The sequence below is a fragment of the Paraclostridium bifermentans genome (assembly GCF_019916025.1).
In the GTDB taxonomy this organism is placed as follows: domain Bacteria; phylum Bacillota; class Clostridia; order Peptostreptococcales; family Peptostreptococcaceae; genus Paraclostridium; species Paraclostridium bifermentans.
Window position 1 is genome coordinate 888,991 of the sequence record NZ_CP079737.1, and the last position, 16,951, is coordinate 905,941.

At 29.9% G+C, this 16,951-nt stretch carries 17 protein-coding genes; all 17 read left to right on the forward strand.

The window, feature by feature from the left end; all coding sequences use genetic code 11:
• The first annotated feature begins 3 nt into the window (after nucleotides 1-3).
• Nucleotides 4-276 carry an RNase P modulator RnpM gene (gene rnpM / locus KXZ80_RS04330; RefSeq protein WP_021428756.1) on the forward strand — a complete coding sequence of 91 codons (273 nt, stop codon included), beginning with the start codon at nucleotides 4-6 and terminating at the stop codon, nucleotides 274-276.
• Nucleotides 269-589 carry a L7Ae/L30e/S12e/Gadd45 family ribosomal protein gene (locus tag KXZ80_RS04335; protein ID WP_025162355.1) on the forward strand — a complete coding sequence of 107 codons (321 nt, stop codon included), beginning with the start codon at nucleotides 269-271 and terminating at the stop codon, nucleotides 587-589. The genes rnpM and KXZ80_RS04335 overlap by 8 nt, the downstream gene beginning before the upstream one ends.
• Nucleotides 590-603: 14 nt before the next feature.
• Nucleotides 604-2,541 (forward strand): translation initiation factor IF-2, encoded by a 1,938-nt coding sequence (gene infB / locus KXZ80_RS04340; protein ID WP_021432239.1) that lies wholly within the window; start codon nucleotides 604-606, stop codon nucleotides 2,539-2,541.
• A 21-nt stretch (nucleotides 2,542-2,562) separates the two neighbouring features.
• Nucleotides 2,563-2,952, forward strand: a complete 390-nt coding sequence (rbfA, locus tag KXZ80_RS04345) for a 30S ribosome-binding factor RbfA (protein ID WP_021428779.1) — start codon at nucleotides 2,563-2,565, stop codon at nucleotides 2,950-2,952.
• A 3-nt stretch (nucleotides 2,953-2,955) separates the two neighbouring features.
• The gene (locus KXZ80_RS04350; protein WP_021432240.1) at nucleotides 2,956-3,936 is read left to right on the forward strand and encodes a DHH family phosphoesterase; all 981 of its coding nucleotides are present in this window, start codon (nucleotides 2,956-2,958) and stop codon (nucleotides 3,934-3,936) included.
• Nucleotides 3,937-3,947: 11 nt separating this feature from the next.
• Nucleotides 3,948-4,853, forward strand: coding sequence for a tRNA pseudouridine(55) synthase TruB (truB, locus tag KXZ80_RS04355; protein WP_021432241.1), 906 nt, complete (start codon nucleotides 3,948-3,950; stop codon nucleotides 4,851-4,853).
• Nucleotides 4,854-4,877: 24 nt separating this feature from the next.
• Entirely contained in the window at nucleotides 4,878-5,801 is a 924-nt protein-coding gene (locus KXZ80_RS04360) for a bifunctional riboflavin kinase/FAD synthetase (protein WP_021432242.1), read from the forward strand.
• A gap of 107 nt (nucleotides 5,802-5,908) precedes the next feature.
• Complete coding sequence (gene rpsO / locus KXZ80_RS04365) at nucleotides 5,909-6,163, forward strand: 30S ribosomal protein S15 (RefSeq protein WP_021432243.1); 255 nt, start codon at nucleotides 5,909-5,911, stop codon at nucleotides 6,161-6,163.
• Nucleotides 6,164-6,339: 176 nt separating this feature from the next.
• Nucleotides 6,340-7,173 (forward strand): DegV family protein, encoded by an 834-nt coding sequence (locus KXZ80_RS04370; protein WP_021428904.1) that lies wholly within the window; start codon nucleotides 6,340-6,342, stop codon nucleotides 7,171-7,173.
• Between the two features lie 190 nt (nucleotides 7,174-7,363).
• Complete coding sequence (locus KXZ80_RS04375) at nucleotides 7,364-9,493, forward strand: polyribonucleotide nucleotidyltransferase (protein ID WP_021432244.1); 2,130 nt, start codon at nucleotides 7,364-7,366, stop codon at nucleotides 9,491-9,493.
• A 329-nt stretch (nucleotides 9,494-9,822) separates the two neighbouring features.
• Nucleotides 9,823-10,566: a polysaccharide deacetylase family protein gene (locus tag KXZ80_RS04380; protein ID WP_021432245.1), complete on the forward strand. Its 744-nt coding sequence runs from the start codon at nucleotides 9,823-9,825 to the stop codon at nucleotides 10,564-10,566.
• A gap of 119 nt (nucleotides 10,567-10,685) precedes the next feature.
• The gene (locus KXZ80_RS04385) at nucleotides 10,686-11,930 is read left to right on the forward strand and encodes a M16 family metallopeptidase (protein WP_021432246.1); all 1,245 of its coding nucleotides are present in this window, start codon (nucleotides 10,686-10,688) and stop codon (nucleotides 11,928-11,930) included.
• Nucleotides 11,931-11,996: 66 nt separating this feature from the next.
• Entirely contained in the window at nucleotides 11,997-12,242 is a 246-nt protein-coding gene (locus tag KXZ80_RS04390; protein ID WP_021428747.1) for a YlmC/YmxH family sporulation protein, read from the forward strand.
• A gap of 9 nt (nucleotides 12,243-12,251) precedes the next feature.
• Nucleotides 12,252-13,463: an aspartate kinase gene (dapG, locus tag KXZ80_RS04395; protein ID WP_021428850.1), complete on the forward strand. Its 1,212-nt coding sequence runs from the start codon at nucleotides 12,252-12,254 to the stop codon at nucleotides 13,461-13,463.
• 60 nt (nucleotides 13,464-13,523) lie between these two features.
• Entirely contained in the window at nucleotides 13,524-13,676 is a 153-nt protein-coding gene (locus tag KXZ80_RS04400; protein ID WP_021432247.1) for a hypothetical protein, read from the forward strand.
• Nucleotides 13,677-13,706: 30 nt separating this feature from the next.
• Nucleotides 13,707-14,462, forward strand: a complete 756-nt coding sequence (locus KXZ80_RS04405; protein ID WP_021432248.1) for a ClpP family protease — start codon at nucleotides 13,707-13,709, stop codon at nucleotides 14,460-14,462.
• A gap of 136 nt (nucleotides 14,463-14,598) precedes the next feature.
• Nucleotides 14,599-16,950 carry a DNA translocase FtsK gene (locus KXZ80_RS04410; RefSeq protein ID WP_021432249.1) on the forward strand — a complete coding sequence of 784 codons (2,352 nt, stop codon included), beginning with the start codon at nucleotides 14,599-14,601 and terminating at the stop codon, nucleotides 16,948-16,950.
• The last annotated feature ends 1 nt before the right edge of the window (nucleotide 16,951 follow it).

Genomic DNA, 16,951 nt, shown 5'->3' on the forward strand with positions numbered 1-16,951 from the left:
CATTTGCAAAAGGTAAAAAAAGTTCCTCAGAGAAAGTGTATAGCTTGTCAAGATAGAGACAATAAAAAAGAGTTAATAAGAATTGTTAAAAATAAAGAAGGACATATATTTTTAGATAAAACAGGAAAAGCAAACGGTAGAGGTGCATATATTTGTAACTGTAGCGAATGTTTAAAAAAAGCTATTAAAAGCAATGCCCTAAGTAGAGCTTTCAAAATGGAAATTCCTGAAGAAGTGTATGAATCACTAATTAAGGAGATTGAAGATAATGAATAATAATGAAGCAAAAATTTATTCTTTTCTAGGTCTCGCACAGCGCGCAGGTAAACTAGTATCGGGTGATGATTCAACTATGCTTGAAATTAAAAAAAATAGGGTAAAACTAGTTATAGTAGCAGATGATGCTTCGAATAACACGAAAAAGTTATTTAAAGATAAAACATCTTTTAGAAATATAAACTGTGTTACATATTCAACTAAATTGCAATTAGGGTTAGCTATAGGAAAAGCTCCTAGAGCAGTTGTTGGAATTAAGGACGCAAGTTTTGCAAATAAGGTTTTAGAACTTATTGAAAATACAAAAATATAATAGGGGGTGGTCTTGTGTCAACAAGAGTATACCAATTAGCAGAAAATTTAGGAATTACTAGTGAAGAACTTATAGCTAAACTAGGAGAATTAGATATAAACGTAAATGATAAGAATGATGAGTTAAGTCAAGAAGATGCAGATATGGCTATGGAATTATTAGAAGAAGCTAAAGGAAGTGGACTTCCAACAGTATCTGTGGAAGGTAGTTTAACTGTTCAAGAATTAGCTAACAGTTTAGAAAAACCAGTTACAGAAATAATAATGAAGCTTATGAAAATGGGAACTATGGCAACAATAAACCAAGAGTTAAATTTTGAAATAGCTTCTTTAGTAGCTAAAGACTATGGATTTGAATTAGTAGAAAAAGATACATCAGAACAAGAAGCAGCAGAAATAGACGCATTAATGGAAATAGAAGAAGATAAAGAAGAAGATTTAGTAAAGAGATCTCCTATCGTTACAGTTATGGGACATGTTGACCACGGTAAAACATCTTTATTAGATGCTATAAGATCAACAAGTGTAACAAACAAAGAAGCGGGTGGAATAACTCAACATATAGGGGCATCTGAAGTTACTATAAATGGAGAAAAAATAGTATTCTTAGATACACCAGGACATGAGGCTTTCACATCTATGAGAGCTAGAGGAGCACAAGTAACAGATATGGCTATATTAGTTGTTGCTGCAGATGATGGTATAATGCCTCAAACAATAGAAGCTATAAACCATGCTAAAGCAGCAGAGGTACCAATAATAGTTGCTATAAACAAAATAGATAAGCCAGATGCTAATATAGACAGAGTTAAACAAGAATTAGCAGATCAAGGATTATTAGTTGAAGACTGGGGTGGAGATGTTATATCAGTTCCTGTATCAGCTAGACAACAAACTAATATAGACACATTACTTGAAATGATATTATTAGTTGCAGAGATGGAAGAATTAAAAGCTAATCCAAACAAAAGAGCAGTAGGAACAGTTATAGAAGCTCAACTTGATAAAGGAAGAGGACCTGTTGCAACTGTACTTGTTCAAGGGGGAACTTTAAAAGTTGGAGATCCTATAGTTGCAGGTACTGCTTGTGGAAAAGTTAGAGCAATGATAAACGATAAAGGTAGAAGAGTTAAAGTTGCTGGACCAGCTACTGCAGTTGAAATATTAGGATTATCAGAAGTTCCACAAGGTGGAGATCAATTTGTTGCAGTTGCTACTGAAAAAATAGCAAGAAACGTAGCTGAAAAGAGACAACATATAGCAAGAGAAGAAATGCTAAAATCTAATCAAAGAATAAGCCTTGATGAATTCTTTAGCCAAATGTCAGATGCTGAAGTTAAAGATTTAAACGTAGTTGTTAAAGCTGACGTTCAAGGATCTGTTCAAGCTGTTAAGCAATCATTAGAAAAATTATCTACAGAAGAAGTTGCTGTTAGAGTTATACACTGTGGTGTTGGAGCAATAACTGAGTCTGACGTTATGCTAGCTAGAGCATCTAATGCTATAATAATAGGATTTAGCGTAAGACCAGTAGCTACAGCTGAAGTAATGGCTAAAAAAGAAGAAGTAGATATAAGAACATACACAATAATATACAAGGCTATAGAAGATGTACAAGCTGCTATGACAGGTATGTTAGATCCTGAGTATGTAGATGAAGAAACAGGTAAAGCAGAAGTAAGAAATACATTTAAAATATCTGGAGTTGGTACAGTAGCAGGATCTTATGTATTAAGTGGTAAGATATTTAGAAATGGTAAAGTAAGAATTGTTAGAGATGGAATAATAATCCATGAAGGTGAAATAGCAGCATTAAAGAGATTTAAAGATGATGCAAAAGAAGTAAATCATGGGTATGAGTGTGGTATAACATTTACTAACTTCAATGATATAAAAGAAGGCGACATAGTAGAAGCTTATATAACTAAAGAAGTAGAAAGAAAACTAAAATAGTAAGTAAAAGAGGTCGATATTATGGCATCATATAGCAGAACGCAAAGAATAGGCGAAGAAATAAGAAAAGTTGTAAGTACAATGCTTATAAGTGGAATAAAAGACTATAGAATAAATTCTCTTATAAGTGTTACCGATGTTGAGGTAACTAGTGATTTAAGTTATGCTTATGTTTATGTAAGTATATTAGGTGGAAATAAAGAATCAAGCATGGCAGGTCTAAAGAGTGCTTGTGGATATATAAGAAAAGAAGTAGGAAAAAATGTAAAACTTAGACATACTCCAGAAATTATCTTTAAGATTGATGATTCTATTGAAAAGGGAATGTATATGGAAAGTCTTATAAAGAAAGTAAATGAAGACAACAGCAAAAACAAAAAAGATTTTTCAGATGATTCTCAAGGAGAATAATTAATGAAAAAAAATGTGAAAAATATTATAAATGCTATACAAGAGGGTAACAATTTTATTGTTACCTCTCATTATAGCCCAGATGGGGACAACATAGGATCAACATTATCTATGTACTATGTTTTAAAAAAATTAGGAAAAAATGTATTGTATGTACTTGATGATAGTATACCTGTTAATTTAAGATTTTTAGTTGAAAATGTAAACATACTAAAATCAGAAGAAACAGATGTTAATTTAAGCGATTACACTTTAATATCTCTTGATTGTGGAGATATTAATAGAATTTGTGTAAGTGACAAAATAAAAACATCTGTTAGTAAATTAATATGCATAGATCATCATGCAAGTAATGATAATTTCGGAGATTTAAATTATATAAATCCAAATGAATCATCTACATGTGAATTAGTCTACAATTTACTTAAAGAGTATTCTGATACTATTAATGATCAATTAATAGATGAGAATATAGCTACATATCTGTATACAGGACTTTTAACTGATACAGGTAATTTTTCTTACTCAAATACTAATCCAAGCAGTTATTTAATGGCATATGATCTAGTTACTATAGGAGCTAAAAAGGATCTTATAATTCAAAAAATATTCCAAAGTAATACATATAATTATTATAAATTACTAGGAGAAGCATTGGACACATTAGATATTGTAGATGGTAAAATAGCTAGTATGATGTTAACTACAGATATGCTAAATAGAAATGATATTTCATTTAATGACGCAGATGGAGTTACATCGTATACTAGAGATATAGATGGAGTAGAAGTAGGACTTTTATTCAAAGAAAAAGCAGAAAATGAAATTAAAGTAAGTTTTAGATCTAAAAACTATGTGAATGTTAGTTCTATTGCACAGAAATTTGGAGGAGGAGGCCACGTTAGAGCCTCAGGATGTACTATAAATGATAGTATAGAAAATGCAAAAAAAATGGTGATTGACGAAGTCTTAAAACATATTTAAGGATGATTGATATGAACAAAATAGTAAATATACTAAAACCTACGGGAATGACATCTCATGACGTCGTAGGTAGGGTTAGAAAAATATTAAATATAAAAAAAGTTGGTCACACAGGTACCCTTGATCCAGATGCATCAGGGGTACTACCTATATGTATAGGAAAAGCTACAAAGGTTAGTGAACTTATTCTTAATAAGGATAAGTCATACATCTGTGAACTGACTTTAGGAATAACTACAGATACTTATGACTCATCAGGTGAAATTGTAGAAAGATCTGAAGTTAAAGATATAAATATTGAAAAACTTGAACAAGCATTTGACACTCAAAGGGGAGAAATTAAACAACTTCCTCCTATGTATTCGGCTTTAAAAGTAAATGGAAAAAGAATGTGTGATTTAGTTAGAGCTGGAAGAGCTGAAGAAATTACTCTTAAATATAGAGATGTTAACATAAAGGAGCTTAATATCTTATCATTTAAAGAAAATAAAGTAATGTTTTATGTTAAGTGTTCTAAAGGAACTTATGTAAGAAGTATATGCTACGATATAGGTAAAGAGTTAGGTTGTGGTGGTCATATGTCATTCTTACTTAGAACTTCATCAGGAAAATTTAATATAGACAATGCTATAACTTTAGATCAATTAGAAGAACTTTATAAAGAAAATATGTTAGATGAACATTTATATGATATCGATTATGTTTTATCAAATTTTAATAGTATACATATAAATCCGCTTGCAGTTAAGTCTTATGTAAATGGAGCTATAGTTTACAATAAAGGTTTTTTAAAAGGTGATTTTAAAGAAACTGATGAATTTGTAAGAGTATATAGTGAAGGGAAATTTTTAGGAGTAGGCAAATTCTTAAAAGTTGATGGGACATTATGCTTAAAAAGTGATAAACTATTTGTATAGAATATAAGTAGTGGGGAATTTATTATGACTATTATAAAATCATTAGATGAAGTAATAAATGTTGAAAATACTGTTGTAACTATTGGGAATTTTGATGGTATTCATAAAGGCCATATAAAGCTTATTAAAGAAGCTGTAAAAGAAGCAAAAACAAAGAATTATAAAAGTGTAGTATTTACATTTGAAAATCACCCTATGAGGTATTTTAGAGCTGATTCTATAAAGCATATTATTACAAATGAAGAGAAAGTTAAGATATTTGAAAATCTAGGTGTGGACATAGTTTTTATGATTCCATTTGATGAATATATGACAAAAATATCTGCGACTGATTTTGTAAAAACTATTTTGCATGAAAAACTAAAATGTAGAATGGTTATAGTTGGGCATGATTTCACTTTTGCTAGAAATAAAGAAGGAAATGCTAGCTTGCTTGAAAGTCTTGGGAAAAATTATAACATGAAGGTTAAAGTAATAGAACCGATAAAAATAAAAGGCAGAAGAGTCAGCAGTAGCTATATAAGAAATCTTATAAATGATGGTAATGTAAGTGAAATTAAAGATTTTTTAGGTAGAAATTATTTTTTAGAAGGCGAAGTTATACATGCAAGAAAAATTGGAAGAACAATTGGATTTCCAACTGCCAACCTAAAGGCTGAAGATAAGTTGATTATACCTAAAAATGGAATATATGCAGTTAAAGTATATATTAAAAATAAGGTTTACTATGGAGCAACTAATATAGGATATAATCCTACTGTAAATGGAAAAGTATTATCTATAGAAACAAATATAATTGACTTTGATGAAGAGATATATGGTGAGATAATAAAAGTTGAATTTTTAGATAGGATACGAGATGAAAAAAAGTTTAACTCTTTAGATGAATTGAAATCGCAATTGAGAAAAGACGTAAATTTTGTATACAAAAAGTATGTTTACAAATAGACATGCTTTATGGTAAAATAAAATTCGTGAACCGTTACTCGGCATTCGAATACTCCAATCAATGCTTAGTAATAGGGGATTTAATAAAACAATGGAGGTAATCACAAATGAACAAAACTGAAATAATAAAAGAATTCGGAAGATTTGAAGGGGATACTGGTTCTCCAGAAGTACAAATAGCTTTATTAACAGCTAGAATAAATGAATTAAACGGTCACTTAAAGACTCATAAAAAAGACCACCACTCAAGAAGAGGTCTTTTAAAGATGGTTGGTAAGAGAAGAAACTTATTAGCTTACTTAAAAGAGAAAGACTTAGAAGGATACAGAGCTTTAATAGCTAAATTAGGATTAAGAAAATAATTAGATTATTTAGATAAAGAAAGAAGGTTAAAGCCTTCTTTTTTTGTTTAGATACTTTAATAAAGTTAAGTTTCAAATATAGACAAAAAAATTACAAATTGTCTAAAATTAGTTTAAAATATATAAAGGAATAGTATAATTTATATAGAAATTTTTCTTTTAGGAGGGGATTTGCTATGAAAACAAAATTAATATGCGATAGTTTATGTGATATTCCTATGGAGTTAGCAGAAAAACATGAAATAGAAATAATTCCATTAACTATAATTATAGAAGAAAATGAATTTAAAGATGGTATAGATATGACCAATGAAGAGTTTTATAATACTATGAGGAAAATACATACCGTACCAAAAACATCTCAAGCGACATATATGCAATTTAAAGAGGTATTTGATAAATATAAGGATGAATATTCAATAATTTGTATAAATGGATCATCAAAATCTTCTGGAACGTATCAAAGTGCTATGATGGCTAAAAATGATACAGAAGGAGAAATACACATATTTGACACATTAAATTTATCCCTAGGAAGCGGGCAGTTTGTTATAAAAGCTTGTGAGCTTATGGAGCAAAATATGGATGCTAAGAGCATAATAAATGAGTTAGAGGCATTAAGAGAAAGTGTAAATCTATTCTTTGTGCCAGATAGCTTAGAATACCTAAAAAGAAGCGGAAGGGTTTCTGTAACTACAGCTGCAATAGGTAACATGTTAAGTCTTAAGCCTGTATTTTCAATGAAAGATGGAAATATAGCATTAGTTACAAAGGTAAGAGGTAAAAAACATGTAGTACATACACTAATAGACTTGCTAAAATCTCAATATGATAATTTTGAAGATAAAAATGTAATGATTGGGTGCGGAGCTAATGTGGGAGACTTTGAAGTGCTACAAAAAGAAGTAGAAGAAAGTCTGAAAGTTAAAAAACTTTACTTTACTAGAGGTGGAGCTTGTATCTGCTCACATACAGGACCTGATATAATTGCTATTAGTTGTTCAAATTAAATGTATTAAATTTTACATAATAAGCAAATAATAAATAAAAACAAATATTTGCTAATTACGTTTTGTATCTCTAAATTATATTGATGAAAGCTAGTAATTTACTTTTATGTTGTTAAATTATAGTATTTTTGATAAGATAGTACATAGGATACTAAACGCGGTTTTTAATAAAGAGGAGGTACAAGCATTAATGTTTGAACATAAAGTTTTTAAAATGGATTTTGCAGGAAGAGAGCTTTCTGTTGAAATAGGAAAAATTGCCGAACTAGCTAGTGGAAGTGCCATACTTCAGTATGGTGAGACTATGGTTATGGTTAATACTTCAAAGTCAGCGCAACCAAGAGATGGAATAGATTTCTTCCCTTTAAGTGTTGATTATGAAGAAAAATTATATTCAGTAGGAAAGATACCTGGAGGATTCTTAAAAAGAGAAGGAAAACCTTCAGAAAAAGCTATACTTACATCAAGACTTATAGATAGACCTATAAGACCTTTATTCCCAAAAGGATTTAGAAATGATGTACAAGTAGTAGCAACAGTTTTATCAGTTGATCAAGATTGTACACCTGATATAGTAGCAATGATAGGTTCATCTATAGCATTATCTATATCTGATATACCATTTAATGGACCTACAGGATCTGTATCAGTAGGATTAGTAGATGGTGCATTTGTTATAAATCCAACTGCTGAGCAAAGAGAAAAGAGTTCTCTACATCTTGTAGTATCAGGAACGAAAGATGCTATAATGATGGTTGAAGCAGGTGCAGAAGAAATACCAGATGAATTAATGTTAGAAGCTATATTATTTGCTCATAAAGAAATTAAAAAAGTTGTTGAGTTTATAGAGACTATAGTTGCTGAAGTTGGAAAAGAAAAAATAGAAGTTACTCTTTTTGAAATAAATGCAGACGTAGAAAAAGCTGTTCGTGAATTTGCTACAGATAAAATGAAAGAAGCGGTTAAAACTGTAGAAAAGCTTGAAAGAATGGAAAAAATGGATGCAGTAAAAGAAGCTACTTTTGAAAACTTTGAAGATATAGTAGAAGAATTTGGTCAAGATATAGAAGAAACATTACATGCTATAATAAAAGAGCAAGTAAGAAAGCTTATAGTACATGAAAATGTAAGACCAGATAACAGAAAGCCAGATGAAATAAGACCTATATGGTGTGATAATGGATTCATACCAAGAGCTCATGGATCTGGATTATTTACAAGAGGACAAACTCAAGTAATGTCTATAGCAACTTTAGGAGCTTTAGGTGATGTTCAAATACTTGATGGACTTGATGAAGAAGAAAGTAAAAGATATATGCATCATTACAACTTCCCAGCATACAGTGTTGGAGAAGCTAGACCTTCAAGAGGTCCAGGTAGAAGAGAGATAGGACATGGAGCATTAGCTGAAAGAGCATTACTTCCTGTGATACCTTCTAAAGAAGATTTCCCATATGCAATAAGAGTTGTTTCTGAAGTTTTAAGTTCAAATGGATCAACATCTCAAGGTAGTGTATGTGGATCAACATTATCTCTTTTAGATGCAGGTGTGCCATTAAAAGATATGGTAGCAGGTATAGCTATGGGACTTATAAAACATGACGATAAAGTTGCGGTACTTTCAGATATACAAGGTATGGAAGACCACTTAGGAGACATGGACTTTAAAGTTGCAGGTACTGAGCACGGTATAACTGCTATACAAATGGATATAAAAATAGCTGGTATAGATGAAGAAGTTTTAAGAACTGCTTTAAAGCAAGCTAAAGTAGGTAGAATTCATATATTAAATGAAATGAGAAAAACTATAGCTGCTCCTAAACCAGAGCTTTCTAAATATGCACCTAAGATAGTAACAATGAATATAAATCCAGATAAGATAAGAGACGTTATAGGACCTGGTGGAAAAATAATAACTAAGATTATAGATGAAACTGGAGTTAAAATAGATATAGAACAAACTGGAGAAGTATTTATAAGTGGAATAGACGCTGAAATGATAGCTAAGGCTCAAGAACTTATAAATAATATAGTTGCAGAAGCTGAAGTAGGTGAAACTTACACAGGTAAAGTAACTAGAATAATGAATTTTGGAGCATTCGTTGAAGTACTTCCAGGAAAAGAAGGACTACTTCACATATCTCATATAGCTCATGAAAGAGTAAATAAGGTTGAGGATGTTTTAAATATAGGTGATGAAGTAACAGTTAAGGTAACTGAAATCGATGAAAAAGGTAGAGTTAACTTATCTAGAAAAGCACTTTTACCAAAACCAGAGAAAAAAGAAGTTAAAGAAGTAAAAGAAAATAAAGAAAAATAAATTATAGTCTGTTTAGATTATATATAAATAAAAAAAGGAGACATATCTAAGTATTAGATATGTCTCCTTTTTTTATTTATACCTCACAAAAGAAGCGAAGATTAAAAGCTATATATTGACGAAACACTTACAAGCAAAGCTTGTCGTGTGAAGGAAATATATAGCTTTTAATCGAGCGCCCCACACAATAAGCATTTTTTGCAATGATAAAAGCAATTTAAGTTATAGGGAAGTTTAAATATATAATATATAATAAAAATGCATAAAAGGTAAACTGTCCTAATACAATTTAATGAATAAATAAATTGTACATATTGGGAGGGACTTTTATGATAATGATGGTTCTTAATAAAAAAAAGCTAAAAAAAATTTTCATAATAGTATTAGTTATAATATTAGCAATTATAGGTGTTGCATTTATGACAAAAGATAAAGCTAAGCCTACGTTTAACATGTTTTATAGAGCTGGTGAGCCATATTACAGTGGAACAAAAGAAAAAAGTGGATACGTTGCAATAAGTTGCAACGTAGACCTTGGTTGGGAAACTGAATACTTAGAAAAAATTTTAAAGGTATTAGATGAAAAAAAGGCTAAAATAACTTTTGCTGTAACAGGTAGATGGGCAGAAGAAAATCCTGAACTTTTATTAGAAATTCAAAAAAAGGGACATGAAATTGCAAATCACGGATACAAACATCTAGATTATGGAACTTTAGACTATGATAAAAACTACGAACAAATAAAGACATCAAAAGAAATAATTGAAAATATAACAAAAACAGAAACTAAGTTTTTTCAAGCTCCAGGAGGATCATTTAATAAAGACACAGTAAAAGCGTGTAACGACTTGGGTTATATACCTTATAAATGGGATATAGACACAATAGATTGGAAAAATAGACAAGAACCTGAAGTTATTATACAAAGGGTTAAATCTAAAGATATGAAAGATTCTAGCATAATACTTATGCATCCTACATATGCAAGTGCAGAGGGAATTGATGATATAATAAAAATCATAGAAGAAAAGGAATTAAAGCCAGGTAAACTTAGTGATGTATTTAATTTATAAAATTATTTTGATATTGAATAATTGACTTTACTAACTTATAATTTAAAAGACATTGATTAAGATAAAAAGCTTATATGATTATCATAAATATTTTAATGCACAAAAATTGGAGGATGAGTATGTATAAAACACACACATTGAGTAATGGACTAACAATAATAGGGGAAGAAATACCTTATCTAAAATCTATAACATTAGGTGTTTGGGTAAATGCAGGGTCTAGAATAGAAAATGAAGAGCTAGGTGGGATATCGCATTTTATAGAACATATGCTTTTTAAAGGTAGTAAAAATAGAACTTCTAAAGAAATCGCAAGCACTATAGATAACTTAGGAGGTCAAATAAATGCTTTTACGAGTAAGGAATGTACTTGTTATTATGTAAAGTTATTAGATGAACATATAGACATTGGAATTGATATATTAAGTGATATGTTTTTAAATCCTTTGTTTGATGAAAAGGATATAGATAAGGAAAGACAAGTTATAATAGAAGAATTAAAAATGTATGAAGATTCTCCTGAGGACTTAGTGTACGATCTTCTTATGGAAGGAATATACAAAACTGATGCCTTAGGTATGAATATAATAGGGACGGAAGAATCGTTATATAATATGAATAGAAATACTATAAAAAATTATTTCAATAAGTATTATGTAGCAAGTAACTCTGTAATATCTATAAGTGGAAACTTTAAATTTGAAGAAATGGTAAATTTAATAGAATCCAAGTTTAAAGATTTACCAATGGGAAATGTAGATATCGAAATAACTGAACCTGAGTTTCATCCGTGCTTTATAGCTAGAAACAAAGATACAGAACAAGTTAATTTAGCGATAAGTTTAAAAGCTATTCCTCTAGAGTATAGAGAAGATGCCTATGCATTATCTATAATAAATAATATTTTCGGAGGAAGTATAAGCTCAAGATTATTTCAAAATATAAGGGAAAATAAAGGACTAGTATACTCAATATACTCTGCACCTAGCCTTTATAGGAAAAGCGGAGAACTTGGAATTTATGCTAGTATGAGTAACGAAAATCTAAAAAAAGTATATAATTTAGTATTAGAAGAAATTGACAACCTAAGACAGAATCATCTTACAGATAAAGAGATAAAAGAAAGTAAGGAACAGTTAAAAGGAAGTTATATTCTTGGATTAGAGAGTACTAGCAGCAGAATGATGTCAATTGGTAAAGCAATGGTATTAACAAAAAAGGTGAAAAATCCTAATGATATCATAGAAAGTATAAATAATATTGACAAGGCTAGAATAGACTTAATTATAGACAAGGTATTTAATAGAGAAAATATTGGAGTCTGTATTGTAGGAAGAGATGTAGAGGGTATAACTTTAGACTAACTAGACTAGACATATAATCAAGGTTATCTATATTGGATACATATTAGTTTATATGGGGGGATACTTATGAATTTATCTGAAGTAGCAGGTAAAGAGATTGTAAACTTAGTTACAGGAGAAAGATTAGGAGTTGTTGGAGAGTGCGACCTTATAATTGAAGACACTACAGGAAAAATACTAGCTTTATTAATCCCTAGGGAAAGAGGATTTTTAGGATTTAGAAAAGATAAATCGGTACTAGAAGTACCATGGAGAAATGTAAAAAAAATTGGTAATGACATGATTATAATAGAATACGAAGGAGTTTACTAGGAGGATAATATGACGATAGTAGTTCAAAAATTTGGTGGGACATCTGTGGAATCTTATGAAAAAATGCAACAAGTTTGCAATATAATAAAAAACTATAAAGAAAAAGGATTAGACTTAGTTGTAGTAGTTTCTGCTATGGGAAGAAAAGGAGCTCCATATGCAACTGATACATTGATAAATCTGTGTAAAAATGTAAATGAAAATTCTTCTAAAAGAGAATTGGATTTAATAATGTCTTGTGGAGAGATAATATCAGGAACTATACTTACTAATATGCTAAAAGGAAATGGGATAGATGCAGTATTTTTAACTGGTAGTCAAGCTGGTATATATACAGATGGGAAATTTTCAGATTCAAGAATATTAGATATAAAACCAGAAAGAATATATAAAGAATTAGATGAAGGTAAAGTTGTTATTGTAGCCGGGTTCCAAGGAACTACAGAAAGTGGAGAAGTAACAACTCTTGGTAGAGGTGGAAGCGATACATCTGCTGTTGCTATAGGTAAAGCTTTAGAATGTGAAACTGTTGAAATTTATACAGACGTTGATGGAATAATGACAGCAGATCCTAGAGTAGAACCGGAAGCTAAAGTTTTAGATTATATAAATTATGAAGAAGTTTTTCAAATGGCAGATAAAGGTGCAAAGGTAATTCATCCAAGAGCTGTTGAAATTGCAAAAAGCGGATCTATAGCTTTAAATATAAAAAATACTTTAAACCCATCTCATCCAGGTACTAGAATAAGCGGGATGAGCCCTAAATTTGAAGTAAACAAAGAAGCAAAATCTTTACACACTATGACTGCAGTAGCACATAAAAATGGAATTACTCAAATAAAAGTTAAATCTAAAGAAGATATATTTACAGATATAATGAATGAAATTGAATCAAATGAAATTAGTTTAGATATGATAAACTTTTTCGTTGAAGAAAAAGCTTTTGTAATAGACCATGAAAAGTTAAATATATTAAAAGATATACTTAATAATCATGACCTTGAGTATACTGTTAAAGAAAACTGTGCAAAAGTAACTCTTATAGGTACAAAAATGACAGGTATTCCTGGAGTTATGGCAAAGATTGTAAGAGCTTTATCTAAAGCTAAAATAAACTTATTACAAACATCGGATTCAAACATGACTATATCTTGTTTAGTTGAAGAAAAAGATATGAAATCAGCTGTTCATGCTATACATGATGAATTTAAATTAAATTAATAATATCCTCCTTTTTTGGTTAACTTATATGTAAAGTTAAACAAATAGGAGGATTTTTTTATGTCTAATAAAAAAATAAAAAATAAACAGCCAAATACTAAATTAGAATTTGCAGAAGAACTAAATTTACCAGCTAACTCTAGACCTAGAAAAAGTGGATCAGTAGCTCAAAATACATCAAGACCTATAAGTAAACATCCAAAAGAAAAGTAGATAAAAATAAGTCTTAGAAGGAGGCTACATATGAATCTTTTCAATGATGAAAAAAATAGAAAAATACAGCTAAAGTCAGAAGAAGATGATGAGAGAGAAGAAGAAAGTGAAGATATACAAAATATAAAACAAATGGGTGTTCCTAATATGCCCAACCAAAATATAAAGGACATACAATGTATAACTATAATTGGTGAAATTGAAGGTCACTTTGCAGGAAACCCACAAAAAAAATCTACAAAATATGAACATATAATACCTATGTTGTTTGAAATAGAAGAAAATCAAAATATAAAAGGGGTATTAGTAATTTTAAACACTGTTGGAGGAGATGTTGAAGCTGGACTTGCTATGGCAGAACTTATGAATAGTGTATCTAAAAAAGTAGTAACATTAGTATTAGGAGGTAGTCATAGTATAGGAGTTCCGCTTGCAACTGCAGGTGATTATTCATTTATAGCTCCAACTGCAACTATGATTGTTCACCCTATAAGAACAAATGGACTTGTTATTGGAGTTAATGAGACATTTGAATACTTTAAAAAAATGCAAGAGCGTATAACTAGATTTATAATTAGAACTTCAGATATAGAAAAAGAAGAATTAGAAAAGCTTATGCATTCAAAAGAGGAATTAGTAAGTGATGTGGGTAGTGTTTTAATAGGTAAAGAGGCAGTTGATTGTGGTCTTATTGATGAAGTTGGCGGATTAAAAGAGGCAATGGCTAAATTAAGAGAATTAATTAATGAAGACGATAATGATAGTAACAACAATGTAATTAAATAAAATTTGTTTAAATAACATAAAATATGATATAATTAAAAGATATAAAAGTGTTAGTGTTTAAATACATTAGCACTTTTTGCTATGATTTTGGAATTTATTAATTCTTGTATAAATTTATTTTTAAGAGGTGAGATTGATGGCTAAGAAAAAATCTAAAAAGAAAAAGAAGATAGAATCAAGTTTTTCAGCTGAGTACAATAACCTTATAACTATATTTATTGGTATATTTTTATTATATAGTTTAAACTCTAGTTCAATGGGGTTATTAGGTACGGTTATTCAAAATATATTTAAAGGATTATTTGGAGGATTAGCAGTAGCAATTCCGTTTATAATCATTATTAGTGGTATCTTAGGGTTTTTCGAGAAGAATGAATATATATACAGAATTAAAAATGCTAAAATATACTATTTAGGTGTGTTTTTTATATTCATATTCTACGGACTTTTAAATGCTAAAAATTTACCTATAGATAGTCCGACCAATTCGTATGTAATTAAAGAAGTAAGTAAAGCTGCGGTTCAAGGTGAAGGATGTGGACTTATAGCTACATTTATCACATATTACGTTACAAAGATTTTAGGTGTAACAGGAGCATGGCTAATAAGTATATTTGCATTATTAATAACAGGTCTATTTACTTTTAATATATCTTTAAAAGACTTAATTTATACTATAAAAGCAAAAGCTAAAAACAGTAAAGATAGTAATCTTACTTTTAAAGAAAAAGCTAAAGGTTTAAAAAATGCTATGGTTAACATGGTAACTGAAGAAGTTGACGAAAATACTATGGTAACAAAGAATGACTTAAAAAATAAGTCAAATAAATCTAAGGATAAAGAAAAAAATATTGAAGAATACGACAATGATAAAACAATAAAAATTGTTGGATTTAATAAAGCTGAAGATGATTACTTAGAAATATTAGAGGGCACTCAAAGTATGCCTGAATTAGAAGTTTTAAAAGAATTACAAAAGGCTAAACCTACGCAAAAAACAGAGGTTACAAGTGTAAAAGAAAGCAATATAGAAAGTACACAGCCTATTGGGATTCAAACAAATTCTAAATATGAAAATTATACAAAACCTAGTATTGAGCTATTAAATAAAATAGATTCAAAGACTGATGACAAAAGCAAGAAAAAAGTTTTAAAAAATGCCTCATTATTAGAAAAGACTCTATCTGACTTTGGAGTTGAAGCGAAAGTAAATCAAGTTACTGTTGGACCTACTATAACTAGATATGAAATTCAGCCAAGTCCAGGTGTTAAAGTTAGTAAAATTGTTAACTTAACAGATGATATAGCCCTTAGCTTAGCGGCAAAAAGTATAAGAATAGAAGCTCCTATACCAGGTAAAAGTGCTATTGGTATAGAGGTTCCAAATGAAGAAGCTCAAATGGTAACTTTAAGAGAAGTTCTTGAAAGTGAAGAATTTAATAATTTTAAATCACCATTAGCTATGGGACTTGGAAAAGATATAGCTGGCAAACCTATAATAGCTGATATTGGGAAAATGCCTCATTTACTTATAGCAGGATCTACAGGTTCTGGTAAAAGTGTGTGTGTAAATACTTTAATAAACAGTATTTTATATAAAGCAAACCCAGATGAAGTTAAATTTTTACTAATAGATCCAAAAGTTGTTGAACTTGCAAATTACAATGGAATACCACATTTATTAATACCAGTTGTAACTGATCCTAAAAAAGCTGCTAATGCTTTAAACTGGGCAGTTACTGAAATGAATAGAAGATATAAATTATTTGCAGAATCAAGTGTAAAAGACATAACAAGTTATAATGAAAAAAGTGAAGAAAAACTTCCTAAGATAGTAATAATAATAGACGAGCTTGCAGACCTTATGATGGTTAGTGCTAGTGATGTTGAAGATTATATATGTAGATTAGCTCAGATGGCAAGAGCTGCAGGAATGCATTTAATAGTTGCTACACAAAGACCTTCAGTAGATGTTATAACTGGAGTTATAAAAGCTAATATTCCATCTAGAATTGCGTTTGCAGTTTCATCTCAAACGGACTCTAGAACTATACTTGATATGGGTGGAGCAGAAAAACTTCTAGGAAAAGGCGATATGTTATTCTATCCTTTAGGAGCAGCTAAACCAGTTAGATTACAAGGTGCGTTTATATCAGAATCAGAATCAGAAAGAGTAGTAGATTATGTAAAGAGTCAAGTTAATGAAGAAGTTAAATATGAAGAATGCATAGTAGATAGTATAGCTAAAATATCTAAAGAGCAAGATAACGATGCTGATGAACTTTTAGGAGATGCAATAGAATTTGTAGTTGAAAGTGGACAAGCTTCAGCTTCTATGCTTCAAAGAAAATTTAAAATTGGATTTAATAGAGCGGCAAGACTTATAGATTCTATGGAAGAGAGATCTATAGTTGGTCAAAGTGAAGGAAGTAAACCTAGAAAGGTTTTAGTAAGTAAACAAGACTTAGAAAATTTAGAGGGTGAATAAA